This window comes from Mesorhizobium sp. W016 (genome assembly GCF_054719485.1).
Map to the genome: position 1 here is coordinate 2,753,731 of NZ_JBTTIF010000002.1, position 18,023 is coordinate 2,771,753.

The 18,023-nt window shown below is 62.1% G+C and carries 25 protein-coding genes and 1 pseudogene; 17 read left to right on the forward strand and 9 right to left on the reverse strand.

Going from position 1 to position 18,023, the window contains the following annotated elements:
• The first annotated feature begins 135 nt into the window (after positions 1-135).
• Both ACYG9V_RS13700 and ACYG9V_RS13705 read left to right on the forward strand, forming a co-directional pair.
• Positions 136-717 (forward strand): BA14K family protein, encoded by a 582-nt coding sequence (locus ACYG9V_RS13700; RefSeq protein ID WP_352764356.1) that lies wholly within the window; start codon positions 136-138, stop codon positions 715-717.
• 95 nt (positions 718-812) lie between these two features.
• The gene (locus ACYG9V_RS13705; RefSeq protein ID WP_352764359.1) at positions 813-1,130 is read left to right on the forward strand and encodes a DUF2934 domain-containing protein; all 318 of its coding nucleotides are present in this window, start codon (positions 813-815) and stop codon (positions 1,128-1,130) included.
• A 117-nt stretch (positions 1,131-1,247) separates the two neighbouring features.
• Here the strand turns inward: ACYG9V_RS13705 and ACYG9V_RS13710 are convergent, their stop codons facing one another.
• The 3 genes from ACYG9V_RS13710 to ACYG9V_RS13720 are packed head-to-tail and all read right to left on the reverse strand — an operon-like array spanning position 1,248 to position 4,317.
• Positions 1,248-2,843 (reverse strand): RNA-directed DNA polymerase, encoded by a 1,596-nt coding sequence (locus ACYG9V_RS13710; RefSeq protein WP_460221957.1) that lies wholly within the window; start codon positions 2,841-2,843, stop codon positions 1,248-1,250.
• A gap of 23 nt (positions 2,844-2,866) precedes the next feature.
• Positions 2,867-4,027 carry a hypothetical protein gene (locus tag ACYG9V_RS13715; protein ID WP_352764365.1) on the reverse strand — a complete coding sequence of 387 codons (1,161 nt, stop codon included), beginning with the start codon at positions 4,025-4,027 and terminating at the stop codon, positions 2,867-2,869.
• A gap of 32 nt (positions 4,028-4,059) precedes the next feature.
• Complete coding sequence (locus tag ACYG9V_RS13720; protein WP_352764367.1) at positions 4,060-4,317, reverse strand: hypothetical protein; 258 nt, start codon at positions 4,315-4,317, stop codon at positions 4,060-4,062.
• Positions 4,318-4,639: 322 nt separating this feature from the next.
• On the opposite strand from ACYG9V_RS13720, the gene minC reads away from it, so the two are divergent.
• The 8 genes from minC to ACYG9V_RS13760 all read left to right on the forward strand — a co-directional run bounded on the left by minC (position 4,640) and on the right by ACYG9V_RS13760 (position 10,955).
• Positions 4,640-5,479: a septum site-determining protein MinC gene (gene minC / locus ACYG9V_RS13725; protein ID WP_352560241.1), complete on the forward strand. Its 840-nt coding sequence runs from the start codon at positions 4,640-4,642 to the stop codon at positions 5,477-5,479.
• Between the two features lie 49 nt (positions 5,480-5,528).
• Positions 5,529-6,344 (forward strand): septum site-determining protein MinD, encoded by an 816-nt coding sequence (minD, locus tag ACYG9V_RS13730; protein ID WP_023670342.1) that lies wholly within the window; start codon positions 5,529-5,531, stop codon positions 6,342-6,344.
• Positions 6,341-6,613 (forward strand): cell division topological specificity factor MinE, encoded by a 273-nt coding sequence (gene minE / locus ACYG9V_RS13735; RefSeq protein ID WP_023684809.1) that lies wholly within the window; start codon positions 6,341-6,343, stop codon positions 6,611-6,613. Before minD ends, minE begins: the two co-directional genes overlap by 4 nt.
• A 270-nt stretch (positions 6,614-6,883) precedes the next feature.
• Positions 6,884-7,315 carry an ArsR/SmtB family transcription factor gene (locus tag ACYG9V_RS13740; RefSeq protein ID WP_023693878.1) on the forward strand — a complete coding sequence of 144 codons (432 nt, stop codon included), beginning with the start codon at positions 6,884-6,886 and terminating at the stop codon, positions 7,313-7,315.
• Entirely contained in the window at positions 7,312-7,848 is a 537-nt protein-coding gene (locus tag ACYG9V_RS13745) for an SRPBCC family protein (RefSeq protein WP_023805612.1), read from the forward strand. The genes ACYG9V_RS13740 and ACYG9V_RS13745 overlap by 4 nt, the downstream gene beginning before the upstream one ends.
• 164 nt (positions 7,849-8,012) lie before the next feature.
• The gene (locus ACYG9V_RS13750; protein ID WP_023807780.1) at positions 8,013-8,594 is read left to right on the forward strand and encodes a dihydrofolate reductase family protein; all 582 of its coding nucleotides are present in this window, start codon (positions 8,013-8,015) and stop codon (positions 8,592-8,594) included.
• A gap of 164 nt (positions 8,595-8,758) precedes the next feature.
• On the forward strand, positions 8,759-9,640 hold the full coding sequence (locus ACYG9V_RS13755; protein ID WP_023805610.1) for an EamA family transporter: 882 nt from the start codon (positions 8,759-8,761) through the stop codon (positions 9,638-9,640).
• Between the two features lie 145 nt (positions 9,641-9,785).
• Positions 9,786-10,955: a hypothetical protein gene (locus ACYG9V_RS13760; RefSeq protein ID WP_023805609.1), complete on the forward strand. Its 1,170-nt coding sequence runs from the start codon at positions 9,786-9,788 to the stop codon at positions 10,953-10,955.
• A 191-nt stretch (positions 10,956-11,146) separates the two neighbouring features.
• Here ACYG9V_RS13760 and ACYG9V_RS13765 read toward each other — a convergent pair whose 3' ends face one another.
• From ACYG9V_RS13765 to dinB, 3 genes are all read right to left on the reverse strand, one after another.
• Positions 11,147-11,245 carry a hypothetical protein gene (locus ACYG9V_RS13765; protein ID WP_023670350.1) on the reverse strand — a complete coding sequence of 33 codons (99 nt, stop codon included), beginning with the start codon at positions 11,243-11,245 and terminating at the stop codon, positions 11,147-11,149.
• Between the two features lie 58 nt (positions 11,246-11,303).
• Entirely contained in the window at positions 11,304-11,402 is a 99-nt protein-coding gene (locus ACYG9V_RS13770) for a hypothetical protein (RefSeq protein WP_023670351.1), read from the reverse strand.
• Positions 11,403-11,687: 285 nt separating this feature from the next.
• Positions 11,688-12,929 (reverse strand): DNA polymerase IV, encoded by a 1,242-nt coding sequence (dinB, locus tag ACYG9V_RS13775; RefSeq protein WP_286456567.1) that lies wholly within the window; start codon positions 12,927-12,929, stop codon positions 11,688-11,690.
• Between the two features lie 232 nt (positions 12,930-13,161).
• Between dinB and ACYG9V_RS13780 the strand changes: the two genes are divergently transcribed.
• The 3 genes from ACYG9V_RS13780 (at position 13,162) to ACYG9V_RS13790 (ending at position 14,445) form a co-directional block, all read left to right on the forward strand.
• Positions 13,162-13,398 (forward strand): hypothetical protein, encoded by a 237-nt coding sequence (locus ACYG9V_RS13780; RefSeq protein ID WP_023689015.1) that lies wholly within the window; start codon positions 13,162-13,164, stop codon positions 13,396-13,398.
• A gap of 154 nt (positions 13,399-13,552) precedes the next feature.
• Positions 13,553-13,960 carry a heme-copper oxidase family protein gene (locus ACYG9V_RS13785; protein WP_023684822.1) on the forward strand — a complete coding sequence of 136 codons (408 nt, stop codon included), beginning with the start codon at positions 13,553-13,555 and terminating at the stop codon, positions 13,958-13,960.
• A gap of 263 nt (positions 13,961-14,223) precedes the next feature.
• A complete protein-coding gene (locus ACYG9V_RS13790; protein ID WP_023670355.1) occupies positions 14,224-14,445 on the forward strand; it encodes a hypothetical protein in 222 nt (73 codons plus the stop codon).
• 394 nt (positions 14,446-14,839) lie between these two features.
• On the opposite strand, the gene ACYG9V_RS13795 is transcribed toward ACYG9V_RS13790, so the two are convergent.
• Positions 14,840-15,169: a hypothetical protein gene (locus ACYG9V_RS13795; protein WP_352595867.1), complete on the reverse strand. Its 330-nt coding sequence runs from the start codon at positions 15,167-15,169 to the stop codon at positions 14,840-14,842.
• Between the two features lie 160 nt (positions 15,170-15,329).
• Between ACYG9V_RS13795 and ACYG9V_RS13800 the strand changes: the two genes are divergently transcribed.
• The 4 genes from ACYG9V_RS13800 to ACYG9V_RS13815 all read left to right on the forward strand — a co-directional run bounded on the left by ACYG9V_RS13800 (position 15,330) and on the right by ACYG9V_RS13815 (position 16,950).
• The gene (locus ACYG9V_RS13800; RefSeq protein WP_023814876.1) at positions 15,330-15,632 is read left to right on the forward strand and encodes a hypothetical protein; all 303 of its coding nucleotides are present in this window, start codon (positions 15,330-15,332) and stop codon (positions 15,630-15,632) included.
• A 342-nt stretch (positions 15,633-15,974) separates the two neighbouring features.
• Positions 15,975-16,304, forward strand: coding sequence for a DUF1236 domain-containing protein (locus ACYG9V_RS13805; protein WP_023670359.1), 330 nt, complete (start codon positions 15,975-15,977; stop codon positions 16,302-16,304).
• 98 nt (positions 16,305-16,402) lie between these two features.
• Positions 16,403-16,618 (forward strand): hypothetical protein, encoded by a 216-nt coding sequence (locus tag ACYG9V_RS13810; protein ID WP_023670360.1) that lies wholly within the window; start codon positions 16,403-16,405, stop codon positions 16,616-16,618.
• Between the two features lie 92 nt (positions 16,619-16,710).
• Positions 16,711-16,950 (forward strand): DUF2934 domain-containing protein, encoded by a 240-nt coding sequence (locus ACYG9V_RS13815; RefSeq protein WP_352764373.1) that lies wholly within the window; start codon positions 16,711-16,713, stop codon positions 16,948-16,950.
• A 159-nt stretch (positions 16,951-17,109) separates the two neighbouring features.
• Here the strand turns inward: ACYG9V_RS13815 and ACYG9V_RS13820 are convergent, their stop codons facing one another.
• The gene (locus ACYG9V_RS13820; RefSeq protein WP_023684826.1) at positions 17,110-17,361 is read right to left on the reverse strand and encodes a hypothetical protein; all 252 of its coding nucleotides are present in this window, start codon (positions 17,359-17,361) and stop codon (positions 17,110-17,112) included.
• A 265-nt stretch (positions 17,362-17,626) separates the two neighbouring features.
• A pseudogene (locus ACYG9V_RS13825) lies at positions 17,627-18,016 on the reverse strand (GSU2403 family nucleotidyltransferase fold protein); the annotation flags it as partial.
• Positions 18,017-18,023 lie beyond the last annotated feature (7 nt).

The following is an 18,023-nucleotide window of genomic DNA, read 5'->3' on the forward strand; positions in this document are numbered from 1 at the left end:
AAAAAAATCGCGCCGCACCCGGTTCTCGGCGAGCTGGCGGTTGTCGGTAGGTCAGACTTAGGTCCCTCGCGCCTGCTTTTCTGGAACAAGCCGTGATGTCCCGCATTTTATTGGCAGGGACACAAGGAGTGTCGAGTGAAAGCGATTTTGGGACTGGTCGGCGGCTTCGTGCTGACCCTTGCGGTGTTCGGCAGCGGGCTGGTTTTCGCAGCCTGGCTGCTTGCCGCCAAGCCTGTGCGGGAGGCAAGGCCCACCGTCAGCGTGGCGGAACTGTGGACCCGGAAAGCGCGGCCGGTGGACAAGACGGCGCAGGACTTCGAACGTTTGCCGCCCGAGCAGTCCGCGCCTGCCGACATCGCCGCCAAGGAGCCGGCCCAGTCTAAGCAGCAGCCTGATCCCACCGTCACCGGCGCCATCGCGCCGACCGAACTGCCGCCGCCGCATCTCGCCTGGTGCGCCAACCGCTACCGCTCCTACGATCCCGACGACAACAGCTACATGTCCTATAGCGGACAGCAGCGCACCTGCGTCTCGCCCTATCTCGCCGCCGACCGCGCCGCGCCGCGAGAGGCAAGCTATGTCGAGGGCGAGGGCGCCTACGCGACCGCCGGCGGCGCGGACCATGTCGCCTCCTGCTTCAGCCGCTATCGCTCGTACCGTCCGGAAGACAACAGCTACCAGCCATACTCCGGCGGGCAGAGACGGCAATGCGAGTAGCGGGCTGCGAGCCCGCGCGAGCGCCGCGAACGATTGCGACCGCGCGATTTCTGGGATCGCTCGGATCGTCCTCAAAGCCCAGGGGAGGAACCACCATGGAAGACGACCGGCATCAGAAGATCCAGCGGCGCGCTTACCAGATCTGGGAGCGCGAAGGCGTTGGCGACCCCGAGCATCACTGGTACCGGGCCGAGGCCGAAATCGACCGCGAGTCGGCGCTGCCGCTGACGGCCGACGACGCCCTGCCGCGCGAGATCGCCAGCACCGACGTCCTGACCGTCGAGGAACTGGCCGTGCGCACCGGCATATCGGGCGACGAGGCACAGGAGCTGATCGACAGGCTGGGCACGGATCGCGCCGCAGTTGAGCAGGCTGCGCGGGGGCTTAAGGGGAAGCGGCGGGCGAAATCATGATTTAGAAACACTGAGGGAGGAAAATCCGTCATATTCCCGCCTTTAGCTCCATGTCGTAGGCCACGCTATCGGCGATCTTTCGTAGCCGTCTCGAAGCGTCATGTACCGCGCTTTCTCCTATTCTTCGTCGTCTTCAGGCCATCCAAAAACGTCGCCGTCTTGCTCCTCGTCATCATAGCCGTACCGAGTGCGGCTAATTGCTTTTGTTTGCGCCTTGGCCAAGAATTTCACGTATCCGTCGATGTCAACCAACCGAATCTTTCGCGACGCGAGATGCTCAAATTCTGCCGCCATGTCGCCGCCGAAACTTGCCTTCGTGAAGCCTCCCGATCGAGCGACAAGATTGAGGAGCCACTTATCATTTGTAGATGGCAGTCTCTTGGTGAATTGAATCTTGGGACGGGTGTCTACCCTTCCATCAAGGAAAGCTTGCACTAAAAGGGCTTGAACGTGCGCATTGTCGACCTTTTCAAGCGCCATCACGAGACGATCACTGAAGTCAAGTTCGCAGCAAAGCATCATCCACATCAACCAAATTATTTCATGATGATTGTTGAAGGGTATGTGCTTTTCAATTAGGTAATTGGCGACTTTCCCCCACCCGGTAAAATCTATCCCCTCGTCAATTGAGTTTCGTTTTACAACTATAAGGCAAACATAATCGATCGCATGGGGATGATAGTGTAAAATTCGCTGAAGATAACTCTCAACAAATCCCCAACTTTCACTGCTGTATATCTTTAATTGATCTAGGGAGCGTAACACCATTTTGACGGGGCTATCAGAGGCGATGCGTCGGGCGAGGTCGAATGAGCTGTCAAGCGCAAATTCCATCTGCTCGACCCGGAGATCCCATGAACGAAGCTCCGACAGATTCTTTCTAATCTGTTGGGCCCACAGGTCGTTAATAGGTTCAAGGCTGCCGTAAATTCGCGTTTTGGTATCGTTCAGCTGTAATTCGTATTGAGCAAGTATTTCTCGCAATTTAGAAAGCACCACTAGGCCGTCAGTTTCGGACCTTAATCCGATGTAGTAATCGTCAACATGCCGGACTGCGCCGACGATAAGTTCGCCAACGGCTTTCTGCAGCTCGATGTCGATACCTGAAGAGATAAACTCCGCAATTAGCCGGAATGCATCCGGGCCGATCAATACCCCGCGTGTTTGGGCGGACTGGCAATTCATTGTGTGGAAGTCCAGCAGGTTAAAATAAACGTCTTTGGACCGTCGGTCAGGGTCGGCCTTCGCCTTCTCGCGACCATGCATCGACCACGAGATTGAATGGGTATAAATGCTTGGAAAGTACTGAGAAATATCCGTCTTCAAAATGACGGGCGCATAGCTAAGCTTCTTTGATGCTTTTTCAGATAGCTCTGAGAGCGAAGCTACCTTGATTGCACGCTCGCCTCCTTCAGGCATGACACTTGGGGCACTTAAGGAGTACGGCGAGGCTTTGAAGCGATTTTCGAAATCGGTCCAATGTTTGTGAATGAACGTGGAGACGTAGAAATACGAGACGATGTTGGGCGATCCAAAGAATCGCCGATTTCCGTCATGTTTAGTGCCATTGTACCTAATGTACTGACTAGAGCGCGTCTGAAATGTCGCGGCGTCCAAGTCACCAATTATACCCCGGAATGCGCGGGAGGCATCATAAGAGGCAAAACAAGGGGGCAGAGTCTCAGGATAGAGGCCCTGATTGACAAGTGTCATTCTAGTTTTCATCTACGCGACGATCAGTAGATTTCGAGGTCAAGAGGCTTAAAATAGTGGACCGGTGCAATGATCGACCCATCCCGCAGGATACTGGCGCCGCTGTCAAAGAACGGAATATCAGGGAGCATTTCTAGCTGGGATGCAAGCTCGTCACCTATCCGTGCCATCTGACATAGTCCCTTGAAGATGGTCTCCTCTACGCCAAAGAATGTCCCAGGAGCCACGTCCAGGCGTAGAGGATCGGCATTCAGAAACGCGGTCTGACCGTTTCTCAGCGTATGTAGGGTTGCTCCGTCACGACCGGGGAAATAGCCGCCGACGAACCGCTTGCCTTGCAGCGGCGGTGCCACAAACTCCCATACAATAGCAGGGAACTGGATTTCACCAGGTACTACAATGCCCGTTGCCAAGGAGCTCGATAGGATCGGTTGTCTGATTTTCGCGGCTATATCGGAATAGTGGATAGCAATCACCGCCGAACCAAGGTCGGGGGCTTCCCGTAGCGGTCGATTTCCTGGCGAAGCTGGGTCTTCGGCGAGTAGCTTGGACTTCACTCGTGCCGAATCCGCCTGAGTCGCGAAGCGCGTGGCGACGATGTGCCCTTTTACCGAGCAAGGCGTACCGGACCCATCTTTGACTACCACGCGATCAAATTGCTTTCGCCATTTTTTGAATTCTGTACTGCCGAAGCTGACCGGTGACGTTCTCCCTTTCGCCTCTGCCAGGAATACTGTGGATGGGTTCGCGGCACACAAGTAGTCCGGCGCATCACCTTTCTCGGCTCGCTCAACACGGTGTCCGCCAAATCCTGACTGAGGCGCACGGTTGAGAACCGCGTCCATGTGCGCGAAATGGGTGATCTTGAGATGATCGTGTAGAAGCCAGCGGCAAAGCGCTTGGCCCATTTGGTTTGATGTGCTGCGACGAAATGCTGTGCCAATCCCGAAACCATCACCCAAGCAGCGAAGCTCCGAAGTGGGAGCCAGAAGACTTAGGTGTTCAAACTGTGCTGGATCTGGATTTGGAGGCGCATACCCTCGTGTATCGAGGTAATGGTGGTGAAAAAGTCGCGCAGGGTCGACCTCAACAGAGCTTTTGGGCACGTTTGCGCCGGGGCTCTCTCGTAAAGTAGCGGGAATGGTAGCGTACTTGTTCAGGGCAAGATCAATTATCTTGCGCATCAAAAAGTACCTTTTCGACATTTATCTTCATGTTAGGTCTTCGGTGCCCCACACCGCCCCTTAAGAATGGCGATCTCGGCCTCGTGGTCACCTCCCGACATGGACGCAAGCGGCACGCCGATCAGGAAAACGCCGAGCGCATCGCCGGTTGCCGACTTGTTCTGCTGGTTCGATATGACGGCAAGGCGCTGTCTGTCGGCCGGGGTGCAGGGGCCGGAATTCGGAACGCCCGCTATCTTGTCGGGCGGCGTGGCGCACCCTGCAAGGCCAGCCAGCAGCGATAGTGCCAAACACTGCGTTTCATTATTCCCCCTCATTAAACCCATCCCACGCCGACATTACGCGGCGTATGGCGGTGCGCAAGTATTCGGCGCTCGGTAATACATGATTATTTTCAATAATCTGCACCGAAACTTGTCGCGTTGCGATTGCAGCTTGCCTTGCTGGCGGCCGGGGAATGGGCCGCATCGATTAGCGTCTTTGCAAGGGCGGCAGGATGCCTGGCACGGGGTGTCAGGAAAGGCGCTTCCGAAACTCGTGAATACGCCCTCATTAACCTTTCATTAACCATACCACCGCTAGCGTTTACCTCTCAGTAAGGAATCGCCCGCCGTGACCTTTGCCGCCCCCGTTGAGGCCAAATCAATTCGCTTTCGCGCCCGCTCCTTCGTCGCCTTCACGCTGACGCCGGAGGCGCCTTTGGATGTTTGGCTGGAGAGCCTGGATCGCTGGGTCGGCAACTCGCCGGGCTATTTTGCCGGGCGCCCGGTGGTGCTCGACCTGAACGTGCTCAAGCCCGATGTCGTGGCCATCGAAGCGCTGGTCGATCTACTCGGCCAGCGCGGCATTCGCATCTATGCCATCGAGCTCGACGGCGGCACTGAGCTTGGCGCGCACCTGCCGCCGGTGCTGGTCGGCGCCAAGGAGGCGACCACCGACGGGCTGCTGCAGCCGAGCCGCAAGGCGGGCAGGGCGGAGGACGCCACGCCGGCAGGCGATACGAAGGCGGCCGGTGACATCAAGACAGAGGCCGGCGATTTGAAGGCGGGCGATTTGAAGACGGGCGATCTGAAACCGGCGAGCGATGCCAAGACGCAGCCTCGAGACACCAAGGCCCCGGACGCCGGCACGTTGATGATCCGCTCGCCGATCCGTTCGGGCCAGCTGATCTTCCATCCGCATGGCGACGTCATCGTGCTGGGCTCCGTCGCCTCCGGCTCCGAGATCGTCGCCACCGGCTCGATCCACGTCTATGGCACGCTGCGCGGCCGCGCTTCGGCAGGCGCTCAAGGCAACACGGCGGCGCGTGTCTTCTGCCGCAGGAACGAAGCCGAACTTCTCTCGGTGGATGGCTGGTATTGCACGGCCGAGGAGATGGACCCGTCAGTCCGGGGCAAGCCTGTGCAGGCATTTCTCGACAACGGCATGCTGCGCATCGCCCCTTTCAGCTAGTGCGTCTCGCCCGACAACGACATAACGAACAACAACGGAGGCTTTATTGATGGGCAAGGTAGTGGTGGTCACCTCGGGCAAGGGGGGCGTCGGCAAGACGACCTCTACCGCGGCTCTGGGGGCGGCGGTCGCCAAGACCGGCAAGAAGGTGGCGCTGGTCGATTTCGATGTCGGCCTGCGCAACCTCGATTTGATCATGGGCGCCGAACGCCGCGTGGTGTTCGACCTCGTCAACGTCATCCAGGGCTCGGCAAAGCTGTCGCAGGCGCTGATCCGCGACAAGCGGGTGGAGACGCTGTTCCTGCTGCCGGCCTCGCAGACGCGCGACAAGGATGCGCTGACCGAGGAGGGCGTGGCCGAGGTCATCGGCAAGCTGCGCTCGGTGTTCGACTACGTCTTCTGCGACAGCCCGGCCGGCATCGAGCGCGGCGCGCAGCTCGCCATGCGCTTTGCCGACGAGGCGGTCATCGTCACCAATCCGGAAGTGTCGTCGGTGCGCGATTCCGACCGCATCATCGGCCTGCTCGATTCCCGCACCTTGCGGGCCGAGGAGGGCGAGCAGATCGCCAAGCATGTGCTGGTCACGCGCTATGATGCGGGACGCGCCGCGCGGGGCGAAATGCTGTCGATCGACGATGTGCTGGAGATCCTGTCGGTGCCGCTGCTCGGCATTATCCCCGAGAGCCAGGATGTGCTGCGCGCCTCCAACCTCGGTTCGCCGGTGACGCTGTCGGAGCCGCTCAATGCCGCCGCCAAGGCTTACATCGACGCGGCCAAGCGGCTCGAGGGCGAACAGCTGCCGGTCATCGTGCCCTTCGAACGCAAGGGCTTCCTCGATCGTCTTTTGGGAAGGAGGGCGGCATGAACCTGCTCGACATCTTCAAGCGGCGCACCAGCGCGCCGGTGGCGCGCGAACGGCTGCAAGTGCTTCTCGCCTATGAGCGCCGCAACCGCAGCCAGCCCGATCTCGTCTCCATCCTGCGCGAGGAGATCATGGCGGTGATCGCCAAGCATGTGCAGATCGACCAGGATTATCTGCAAGTTTCGATGGACCGCGGCGAGACCATGTCGACGCTGGAGATCGACATCCAGATCCCCAACAAGAGCGCGGTGCCGCTGGCGATGGCGGGGTGAGGGCACTTTACCCTCCCCCTTGTGGGGAGGGTCGATCCGCAAAGCGGATCGGGGTGGGGGTCTGCGCGGACCTCCGCCATCTTGGGTTCCTCTCCCAGACTTTCGTGAGGGAAGAGGAAATCCACATCCCCCACGGTCAGCGCTAGTACCCCCGCCCGGACCTACGGTCCGACCTCCCCACAAGGGGGAGGTAGGGGGCCAGCGCCTCTCCCCAAAAAACATTCAACCAACTAGTTGACTATCTAAAATCTCGCCTCTATATTCAACTACATGGTTGAATTAGAGGCGCCCCAGATGGACCAGGTTTTTCACGCCCTCGGCGACGCCACGCGCCGGAACATGCTTAACCACCTCGCCGGCGGCGAGCGTACGGTGAGCGAGCTGGCTCAACCCTTTGCCATGTCGCTGGCCGCCGCCTCCAAGCACATCAAGGCGCTGGAGCATGCCGGGCTGATCCGGCGCGAAGTGCGCGGGCGCACCCATGTCTGCCGCCTCGAGGCCCGCCCGCTGGCCACCGCCTATCAGTGGCTCGGCCAATACGCGCGTTTCTGGAACAGCCGCCTCGATGTCCTCGAACAGCTTTTGCGCGAGGAGGCGGGGCGCAAAACGTCGACAACGCCGTCAACGCCGGCACCGGCAAATCCAGAACCATCGAAGCCGGAATCACCCAGGCCAACACCTTCCAAGGGAGACGACCGATGAACCAGATGAACAGCTTCGACGGCTACGCCCAGCTGATCCAGCCGGCCACATTGAGGATCGAACGGCTTTTGCCCGGCACCAGGGAGCGCGTCTGGGAATATCTGACGCAGAGCGATCTGCGCCGCCAATGGCTGGCGGCCGGCGACATGCAGATGGAGGAAGGCTCTTCCTTCGATCTGGTCTGGCGCAATGACGAACTGACCGACCCGCCCGGCGACAGGCCGGCCAGCTTCAGTGGCGGCGAGCAGCGGATGCACAACCAGATCGTCGAGTGCGATCCGCCGCGCAAGCTCACCATCACCTGGAACGGCAGCGGCAATGTCACCTTCGAATTGGCGCAGCGCGGCGACGACGTTCTGCTCACCCTGGTCCACCGCCGCCTGCCGGACCGCTCGAGCCTGATGATGCATGCCGCAGGCTGGCACGTGCATCTCGACCTCATGGTTGCCCGCGTGGCGGCCGAGAAACCCGAACCGTTCTGGGACAGCTTTAGCCGTCTCGTGGCGGACTACGACCGGCGCCTGCCGGCCTGACCTGACCTGACGCATCGCCTGGTCTAACCGGGCACCATCGATCCCTTGCGCCGGATGCCGGCGCAAGGGCCGGCGAAACACGCGCCTTCGCCAGACACCGCGGCGCGTCATCGGAAGTGAAACCAGGCAACGTGCTTGCATCCCGCAAGCCGAAGGAGGAAGTCATGCGTAAATTGATCACCGGAATGAAGATCTCCATCGACGGCAAGATGGAAGGCCCCGAAGGCTTCGCCGACTGGGTCGACAACTGGTCGGAGGAATACGGCCTGATGCCTGAGATCGACGCCTGCCTGCTCGGCGGCGTCATGTATGCCGGTTATGAGCGCTACTGGAGCGCGATCCAACAGAACGAGCCGGACCAGCCATTGCCGATGACCGGCAGACTGGTCGACCCGGCCGAACTCGAATGGGCGCGCTTTGCCGCGAAAACCCCGCACTATGTGCTGTCGAACACCATGACTTCGGCCGCCTGGGCCTCGACGCGCTTCCTGCGCAGCCTCGACGACGTCGCGGCGCTGAAGCGCGAGCCCGGCAAGAACATCTATCTCATGGGCGGCGCCCGCATCACCGCCAGCCTGATCGAGGCGGGGCTAGTGGATGAAATGCGGCTCATCGTCTATCCGCTGCTCGCCGGCGACGGCAAGGCGCTGTTCGGCACGGTGCACGCCCGGCACGGACTGGAACTGCGCAAGGCCGAGGCGCTTTCGGATGGACGTGTGAGCCTGGTGTATGGGCTGGCGAGCTAGCTTCTTTTCCTCTCCCCCGATCGACGGGGGAGAGGAAATGCGTCGGCGTTCGCCTCCCACCCTTGCCCTATCAACAGCCCGCTCGTGCCACACGACAGCCGGGCCCTTTATCCCTATCTCCGGCCTGCGCTACGGCCGGCTGGTCGCGCGCGGAGGGACTGGAATTGACGTCGACGCCGATTGCCGCAGCTGAAGCGAAGGGCTTGCCGATCGGCGCGTTGCTTGGCGCCATGGTGTCGATCCAGATCGGCGCCACCTTCGCCAAGGGCCTGTTTCCACTGATTGGCGCCAACGGCACCACGGCGCTGCGGCTGGTCGTGGGGGCGCTGATGCTGGCGGCGGTGCTGAGGCCGTGGCGGGTGCGGCCGTCGCGCGCCGTGCTGCCATGGCTCATCGCCTACGGCGTCAACCTCGCGGCGCTGAACCTTTTGTTTTATGCAGCGCTCGCCAGAATTCCGCTCGGCGTCGCGGTGGCGCTCGAATTCTCCGGCCCGCTGCTCGTGGCGACGCTGTCGTCGCGGCGCGCCACCGACTTCGTCTGGGTGGTGCTGGCCGTTGCCGGCATATTGCTGTTGTCGCCCTTCATCCACTCCGGCAGTGCACTCGACCCGATCGGCGTGATGCTGGCGCTGGCCGCCGGCGGCTGCTGGGCGCTCTACATCGTCTTTGCGCAAAAGGCGGGCGCCGAGCTTGGCAGCCAGACCACGGCTTACGGGCTGGTCATTGCCGCTGCTCTCGCCCTGCCGTTCGGCCTCGCCGAGGCGGGTACCGGCCTGATCGCACCCGCGATCCTGGTCAGCGCGCTGCTGGTCGGGCTGTTCTCCAGCGCCTTGCCGTTCTGGCTGGAGATGGTGGCGCTGACCCGGATGCCGGCCAGGCTCTACGGCACGCTGACCTGTCTGGAGCCGGCGCTGGGCGCGCTGGCCGGCTTCCTGTTCCTGCACGAGATCCTGAGCCCGTTGCAATGCGCGGGCATTGCCGCAGTCGTCGTCGCCGCCTTCGGCGCCGCGCTGACCACCAAGCCGCCGGTGCCGTCGCCGGAATAGTTGCCTGAAATGGGTATGTGACGCCGATGCCGTGGTCCGCCGATCCCGTGTCCGGTTGCTCAAGCGCCCGCAGCATCGATATATGGATCGATGTATGCGCAGGAGATCCAGATGAGCAGGGCCGACAGCATTGCTTGAGCCGTCCGTGATCAAGGCAATACTCCTTGTCGGGTTCGCCGCTGTCGTTGCGGCTCTCGCCTGGCGGCTGGCGCGGTCTCGTCGCAGAGCCCGGCTTCGTGAAGATCCGGCCAACGACTACGCCGTGCGCCGCGACTGGTCGGGCAACCACGGCAAGCTCAATCATTCGTCCTTTGTCTATTTCGATGCCGATCGCGACGGCCGCTACGGGCTCGGCGACCGCCCGATGGCCGGCATCATGGTCAGACTGCATGATGGCGACGGCCGCTTCGTCGCCGCGGCGCGGAGCAATCGCGGCGGCTTTGCCAATTTCCTGGCGTCGACGAAACGTCGCGCCGCGCCCATCCATGTGCCGGGCAGCTACCGCTTCAGCGTGTCTGTGCCGCCCGGCTGGCGCTCGAGCAGCGCCAACGAGGTCCAGTCGCAGCACCTCCGGCCGCTGCCGGGCTCGCCCACCGGGCTGGTCTCGGAATCAATGCTGCAGCCGGTCGGCCTGTTTGCGATACGCCGGCTCAGCGGCCGCGTAGCGGACGGTGTCTCGGCGAGCATCTCGGTGGTGGCGAAAGGGCAAGAGGTGGCGGTGCATCCGCTCAGCGATGGCTTCCGCCTCGATCTGCCCGATGACGCCGACGCGATCGAAATCACCGGCGGTGGCATGGAACGACGACTGGCCTTGTCGGCCTACCCGACCGAACTCGGCCTGCTGTCGCCCGAGAACGCGGCTGTCGACAGCGCCGCGTCCTTGCAGGCCATCGGTTTCGACGATGTCACGACGCGCGGCCTGCGCAAGGTGCCGTCCGGTTATGCCGGGTTGACCTGGTTCAACCTGAACGCACTGGCGCGCGATCATACCGAAGGCAGCGAAGGCTACGTCAACGGCAATATCTCGGGAGACCATGTCTGCTATACGAGCAGCGGACACCCGGCCGAATTGTCGAGCGACAAACCGTTCGGGTTCCATTCCGTGATGCTGACAGCGGCATGGTTGAAGTCCGAAGGCGAAACCGCACTGGTCGAGAGCTGGCTTGGCGACCGGCTGATCGCCAGCGACACGATCGTCCTGTCGGCACTGGCGCCCGTCCACTATGCGCCGATGCTGGCGGCGGTGACGCGCGTGCGTTTTTCAACGAGCCACTATTGGCAGCTCGTGCTCGACGATCTGGTGGTTGTGCGCTGAAGCGTGTCGCGATCAATCGGGGTGAAAGGGTTTATCGCGGATTGGAAGCACCGTTCGCGGTGACCTGCGAGAGCTTGCCTTTTTTGACCAGCACCGGTTTCAGATAGGTTTTCTTCATTTCCACTCTCCACGTCGGGCACCCAAAGCCCTGTTCCCGGCCAGACGGCACGAGGCGTCCGGATGATCGGCTGTTAGATGGTGACCGGCCCGGAGCCGTTACCATTGTCGGCTGTAACCTGCGAGAGCTTGCCCTTCTTGACCAGCACCGGCTTCGAATAGGTCTTCTTCATGCCGCATCTCCAGTGTCAGGCGGGCCGCCAGATCAGGCGACAGTCGGACTCAACGACCTCACTCGATCGGGCCGGAACCCGCTCCATTGGCGAGCGCCGTAACCTGCGAAAGCTTGCCTTTTTTGACCAGAACAGGCTTCGAATAGGTTTTCTTCATAGTGAATCCTCCAAGCTTACGCGATAATGCCAGACGGATCGGCACTGTCAACCTTCGCGGCCTCGCTGTCCCATCCCGGTTTTTCTTGGCGCCGATGCGCTAACTGCAAGTCCACCTTCATCGACAAAGCGTTGTTCTTGGGCGTGCATGGCGTGGCCGGGTTGCGGTGCGAAAAATGTCCGAAACTGCGGCGGGTCTGGCCTGGTTGGTCGGCCTGCTCAAACAGAGCGGCAATGCAGCGCGGAGGGGTCCAGCCTAAACATTGGCCTTGCCGTCGCGCCGCACTCACAGTTCCTTCTCCGCCAGTTCGCGGAAGGCGTCGGGAACCGAGCGCCGGGCTTCCAGCGCCACGGCGCCATAGCCGACAGCCTCTCTGCCAAAGCGCTGGCGGATCTTGTCGATGGCGCGGTCGGCGCCAAAGCGCGCCAGGCCTTGCCTGCTGCCGGGCCGCTGCTTTTCATCGGCAAGCCCGAGCGGCAGCTCCAGCTGCAGCTCGGCACTTTCTTCCAGCTGCGACACCGAGATCGCCAGCAGCGAGATGGTCTTCTCCCGAGGGTTGGCGGCCAGCACGCCGCGCACCAGCTCCCCGGCGATTTCGGCCAGCATCGCGGTTGCCGAAATCGGCTGATCGAGCGTCAGCGAGCGTGTGACAGCGTGCAGATCGGCGAAACGCACGCGCACCGTCACCGTGCGCCCGGGCCGTGATTTCGCCCTGAGCCGGCTTGCGACCCGGTCTGCCAGATGCAGCAGCACGGGTCCGAAGATACGCGCCTCGGCCGGCCGTCCGCCAAGCGCCGACTGCGCGCCGGCGGAATGCGACCGCCTGTGGGTTTCGAGCTTTCGCGGGTCGCGGTTCCATGCCAGCGACGCCAGCTTTTCGCCGGCGGCGGGCCCGAGTAACCTTCGCAGCGCCCCGCTATGCGTCTTTGCCAACTGGCCGATGGTCTCGATGCCGATCTCGGCCAGCCGCGCTCTGGTCGCCGGGCCGACGCCCCACATCAGCCCGACCGGCAGATCATGCAGGAAGGCAAGTTCGGTGTCCGGATCGACCACCACCAGGCCGTCGGGCTTGGCCACCTGCGAGGCGATCTTGGCCAGATGCTTGGTGCGCGCCACGCCGATCGAGATCGGCAGGCCGAGCTCTGCCCGGACGCGCCGACGCACCGTGGCGGCGATCTCGGCCGGCGGCCCGAACAGATGCGTGCAGCCGGCGACATCGGCAAAGGCTTCATCGATGGAAATCCGCTCGACCAGCGGCGTGAAATCGTCGAGCACCTTGATGGCGGCGTCGCCCAGCCGCTGATAGTCGGCGAAATGGCCGCCGACGAAAATCAGTCCGGGGCAAAGCTCGCGCGCGCGTCGTCCGGGCATGCCGCCGCGCACGCCGAAAACCCTGGCTTCGTAGGAGGCGGCAAGCACGACGCCGCCGCCGACGGCGATCGGCTTGCCCCTGAGCGCCGGGTCGAGCAGCTGCTCGACCGAGGCGTAGAAGGCGTCGAGATCCGCATGCAGGATGGTGGGTTCCATCCCGACCGTTCCCTTTGCGGCGTTGCAGCATTAGCCGCGTCTGTTGTGAGAGGCGTTTTTCCGAACAAATAGAGAACAAACAGGGCCTATTGTCAAGCGAAGCGGTTGCCGCCGGCCGGTCCGTTCCAGGTCGGGCCGTCGAGTGCTCCGCCTGGGCATCGGACCTGCGGAACATTGTCTCTCGCCTCAGCGTTCCTATCCGCGACGGGACGCTGTTTTTGTGGAGGCCGGTATGGGCCAGTTCGAGATGATCGACCTCGTCAGCGTCGTTGACGCCTGCACGAGCGATCGCGTTGCCGGGCACTGCGTGTCAATGGCCAGGGCGGTGGAGGAGTTGCGAGTGCTGACCGGTGATTTCGTATCGCCGGACGAGACGGTGGCCAACGCGCTGTCGGCAGTGGCGCTGGGGCGCGGCTGCGCGGTGGTGTTCGACGAGCGAGCGGGCGCCGACATCTTGCTGACGCCGTAGCGCGGCGGCGCCGGGTTGTGGCAGCCAGAAAAGTCGAACAGCGTGCAAAAAGCTGTGCAGGCATGGCCCCATAACCGGGGCGTGGAAAAGTTCTGCGCGTGGGTGTATTCTCCAGGTCGCAAGCGGTCGCAGACCGCATAGGGGGAGAAATGACATGCCGAGGGTTTCAGAACTCTTTTTCAAAACTGCCATCTTGTTCCTGATGTTGGGGATTGCGGCCGGCCTGCAGATGGCGATCTCGGGCGACCACGCCGCTTTTCCGGCGCACGCGCATATCAATCTGCTCGGTTGGGTGACGAGCGCCATCTTCGGCGGCTACTACGCGCTCAATCCGCAAAAGGCGGCGCGTCGCATCGCCATGATCCACTACGGGCTCTACACACTCGGCCTGGTGATCATGCTGCCGGCGCTGTATGTGATGCTGCAGGGAAACCCGGCGCTTGAACCGATCGTCGCCGGCGGCTCGCTCATCGTCGCCGCTGCCGTTCTGGTTTTTGCTTTCGTGGTGTTTTCGCCCGAAACGGCGCGCTCGGTGTCCGGCGTGGTGCCGGCTTCTCGCTGACTGTTCGCGCAGCGATCAAGTCCGACCCGCGTTCGCGACCCGCCACGCGGGTTGGCCAGGCCGATGGCCGCAGCCGCTGGCTGCGGTGTCTATCGCCGCGCCGGCGCTTAACATACCCGAGTCCCACCACGTATTATTTCGTGACTATTTGGCGCCGGAACCTTCCCAGATATCGCGCGTTGCGGCGACTGTATTCGCGCTGCCTTATATATAGGCAGACTTGAGTACGTCCACAGCATGGGTTGGGGGAGGAGCAGGCCACCATGTCGAACAGAGAAATCGGAACGTCGGCCTCACTGGGCCGACGCATCGCCGATCTGAAAGCCAGGATGCGAGACGCCAGCGTTACTGAACACGAGATGCAGACCTTCCAGAAGGTCGCGGCCATCATGGGGGGTGTCGAAGGCTCCCTACGCCTCGACGCCGACGACCTGATCGCGGCGTCCTTCGTCACCGAGGCGCTCGGCGATCCCGGGTCGAACTGAAGGCCAGAGCCCGTCGGCACTCAAGTGCCGGCGGTCGATGGCCCGATTCGCAGCGCTGCATGCGAGCGTGCCCGCACCGCCCGCGCCGGGGATCTCTTGCGCACTTTGAAGCTTTCAGGCGAGCGGCCTCCACGGCGCTTGAAATATCGGACTTCGCGTTCGTGCTTCTCGGCTGCCTCGCGGCTGTCGAACGTGCTGAGATTGCGTCGCCGTCCAGCCCTTGACCACAAGGGCTAAGCCAAAATCGCCAAGGCGCCTTAAACGAAGGATCCGGCAGCCGGATCCTTCGAAATATCAATCGCGATGCTCCGGCATCGCCTTCAGCTCATCCTTGGTCCAACTGGTGACGGCGTGGACGTCCCGGGAAACTTCTCGAAAGTCCGCGGTCGCTGCCTTACACGTCGTCGAACGGGCCGCCGCGCCTCGCCAGGTCGTGACCAATGGCGGCTTCCTCGGCGTCGTCGGGCAAGGCATCGTCACTGTCCTGGTAGGGGTTGTCGTCATCCTCCTCGGGCAGTTCGCCTTCCTTCTCGACACCGGTGGTGTCCGGCAGGCTTTCCTCATCTGCTCCGTCGGGCAGGACCGTTGCGCCACGCAGCGCATCCCAATCCTGCCGACCCGGCGTCGGCGCTTCCACGTCGTCATTGGCGATCCTGTCGCGGGCATCGTTTTTGCTCGGTGGCGCCTCGACCTCGTCATTGGGTTTTCTGTTTCGTTCTTCCATGATTGCCTCCTCTGGGCGGCTTAGCGTCGAGAAGGTGGAACTCACTTCCGGCTGCCAGGTTCCGGCAACCACTCCATCTCCGTGGAACCAATTGCCGCCAGTCTGCTTTGCCAAGGACTAGTCTGCTTTGCCAAGGAGATGAATCCAGAGGAGCTGGACCATGAAGACTTTCCCCCTCATCCCATGCGTGCTGCTCTTGGCGCTGGTCGACCCGGCGGCCGCGCAGGACAATAGCGACCAGAACGGCCCTGCCGCGCCTTGCCAAGCGCAGCCTCAGGACGATGGTCAGAAGCCGCCGGTCGCCAATGGCGGCGGCGAATCGACCAGCACGCTCGGTCCCTGCGGCGGCGTGCTGCAGCCGCCGCCCAGTGGTGACCAGGGTATGACGCAGCCGCCGCCGGATCAGGGCAAGACGCCGGTGATCAAGCCTGGCGAGGTGCCTGCGCAGCCGCCGAAGCAATGACCTTTGCTTGAAACTTCACGGCGTGGCACGAAGGCGGTCGGTTCCGGTCTTGGCCGGGCGCGACGCGGTCACCGGATCAATGCCGGCGCCGGCCGCGATCGCCACCGGAATTGGAGCCGTGCATCGTCCATGTCGAAGGTCTCCTGAGGGATTGTGCTTCAATGCGAATCTTGCGGGTGCGGGTTCTGCTGGCATGACCGGAAGCCGATCAATTTAGTCTCCGCTTGCGGAACAAGACCGTACCGGCTGCGTTTGCCTCCAGGAGCCCGCCACCTCGATCTGCGCTGTTTTCGCCTCATGCGGGAACACGGCGGAGCTCGCCAACAACGACAGGAGACGAAGATGAAAACCATCCTTATTCCCGCCGTCGCCGGGCTCGCCATGATCGCTGGTATCGGCATTGCCGCCGCCGACGAGGTCATCGTCACGCAGCCGGCACAGCAGCAGGTGATCATCACCCCGGAACAGCGCACGGTCGTGCACCAATACGTAAAGAAACATCCGCTTGCCTCGGTCAATCTGCTCGGCGTCGAATTGAATGTCGGCACTGCCTTGCCTGACACTGTCGAGCTGCAGGAGGTTCCCGACGTTCAGTACAGATACGCCGTCGTCGACAACCATACCGTGTTGGTCGACCCCAGCACGCGCAGGATTGTCGAGGTGGTCGAGTAACGCTCGACAACCTAACCATTCATCGGTGATACGGCCCTGTCGTTCTTCCCAAAAGGGCGGCAGGGCCGAATGACGAACATGATGAAAGGAGAATTGCCATGTTGCCGCATGTCGAGACCCCGAACTCCGCCAATGTTGCGGCGTGTTGCGACAAGTTGCTGGCCGAGCGCAACACGGCGCTGTTATCGATGAAGGAAGCGATCGCGCTCCTGCGGGAGCGCACCGGCACCGATCGTTCGGATGCCGACCTCGCCGGGCTGATCGTCAAGAAAGCGGCGCTGCTCGGCGTTGCGGTGATTTCCGACCCGCGCTGAGATGTCTCGTCACTCAAGACGCCGGCCGAATTTTCGGCTAATGTTTTCGTGGAATCTGGACCAACCGACCGGACCCAACCACGGAGGCTTAAGTGACGGACGTCAAACAGGACCGCATTCGCCAGCGCGCGCACGAGATCTGGGAAAAGGCCGGCCGGCCTGAAGGCGCGCATCAGGAACACTGGGAGCAGGCCACGGCTGAAGTCGATGGCGCGGTCGCCAAGCCAAAAAAGGCGGCGAAGAAAGCTGACGCCAAGCCCGCCAAGGCAGCCGCCAAGCCAAAGGCAGCGAAGCCTGCCGCCGCAAAGTCCGGCAAAGCCAAATCGAAATAAGGCCAAGTCGAAATAAGACCAGTCGAAATAAAGCAAGGCCGGAATTCGCTGGCCGGGCCATCCTTGGCGCCCGCCGTTCAGGCGCGCCCGAGCCTCTCAACCTGACGAATTGCGCCTGCGACGGGCAGCGCAATTCCTTGTGTTTGGCGACAGGCGCCCTCATGCCTCCCAGGCATAACTCGACAGCGCAAAGCGAATGCCGGCAGCTGTCATGGCCAGTTCGCATTCGGTGATCTGGCGCAGGTGGCGCAGATAGCGCGTCACGGTCTGTGGCAGCCAGCCGGCGCAGGCCTCTACATAGGCGCGGCTGTGAACAAGGGTGCCGGTCGACAGCCTCTCGTCCTTCTCGGCAACGACTTTCAGATATTGGCGGATGAAGCGGATGTCGTCGGCGATGTCCTGGCTGGCCATTCGCCAGGCCCCGGCGAGGCGTTGGCACTGATCGAATGACAAGGGCAACAAAGGGGGCGGCAATAAAGGCGGCGGCAACAAAGGCGGCGGCAACGACGGGGGTGACAGCAAAGGCCGAGAGAGATCGGCGAAGGCAACATGGTTCGCTGTGCTCAAGGACATTCCTCTCTGCGAAAAGAGATATCGCACTTTATGTACGAATAAGCGTCAAGCCAATTTCGTACGGTTGGGACGATGGAAATGAATATAGCAGCGGTCGCTTCAGCTAATCCCGCATCGTGAATCCCTCAGGAGTCGCACCAATTTCGCGGAGGGATTTCCCCAGGATGGTGTGACTGTTTTCCCTCGTGGCGGCGTCGAACAGGTTCAAGCCGCCCCGGATCGTCTCGCGCCAGTTTTCGCCCTTGTCCCACGCTTCCATGAAGGCGAAGGCAAGGTCGTCCTGGCGACGCGTGGCTTCGAGCGCTTGGGTCAGCAGGCGCGCTTGATGGAGATCCTTCTCCCGCTTGGCGCCAGCGCTCGGCCCGCGTCGCGAGGCGACGATCAGCTTGTGGATGGCGTAGCGCTGGGGCGAGGGGACCAGCACAGGCAAGCCCGAGCGATGCAGGAGCACAGTCCGGATGGGGTCGCGGATAAGGAAATCCAGAAACCGTAAGGGCTGC